This window comes from Marinomonas gallaica (assembly GCF_001639745.1).
Lineage (GTDB): Bacteria > Pseudomonadota > Gammaproteobacteria > Pseudomonadales > Marinomonadaceae > Marinomonas > Marinomonas gallaica.
The window spans coordinates 1-266 of sequence record NZ_LTAX01000083.1 but is presented as its reverse complement, the minus strand read 5'-3'; the positions used below and the strand labels follow the sequence as shown (position 1 = coordinate 266).

The 266-nt window shown below is 46.6% G+C and carries 1 protein-coding gene; it reads right to left on the bottom strand.

Annotated elements, in window-relative coordinates; genetic code table 11:
- Positions 1–266, bottom strand: a 266-nt coding sequence (locus tag AYW76_RS18725; RefSeq protein ID WP_231872661.1) for a sensor histidine kinase, incomplete at both ends; no start/stop codon positions are given.

Here is a 266-nt window from a genome sequence, read left to right as displayed (position 1 = left end):
CAATTAACTGTCGGCTAATCGATAGACCTAACCCCGCCCCTTGACGATAACGACTTGAGTCACTTCCGGCTTGAATGAGAGGTTCAAAGATGTGGTCAAGCTGATCTGCTGGAATACCTTGCCCAGTATCAACCACCTGAACGCGGATATTGTCATCTACTACGCTTGCAGAAATGACGATTTTACCTTCGCTTGTGTATTTGATTGCGTTACCAACTAAGTTATACAGCACTTGCTCCAGTCGCTGTGGATCTGCGCTAACCCAA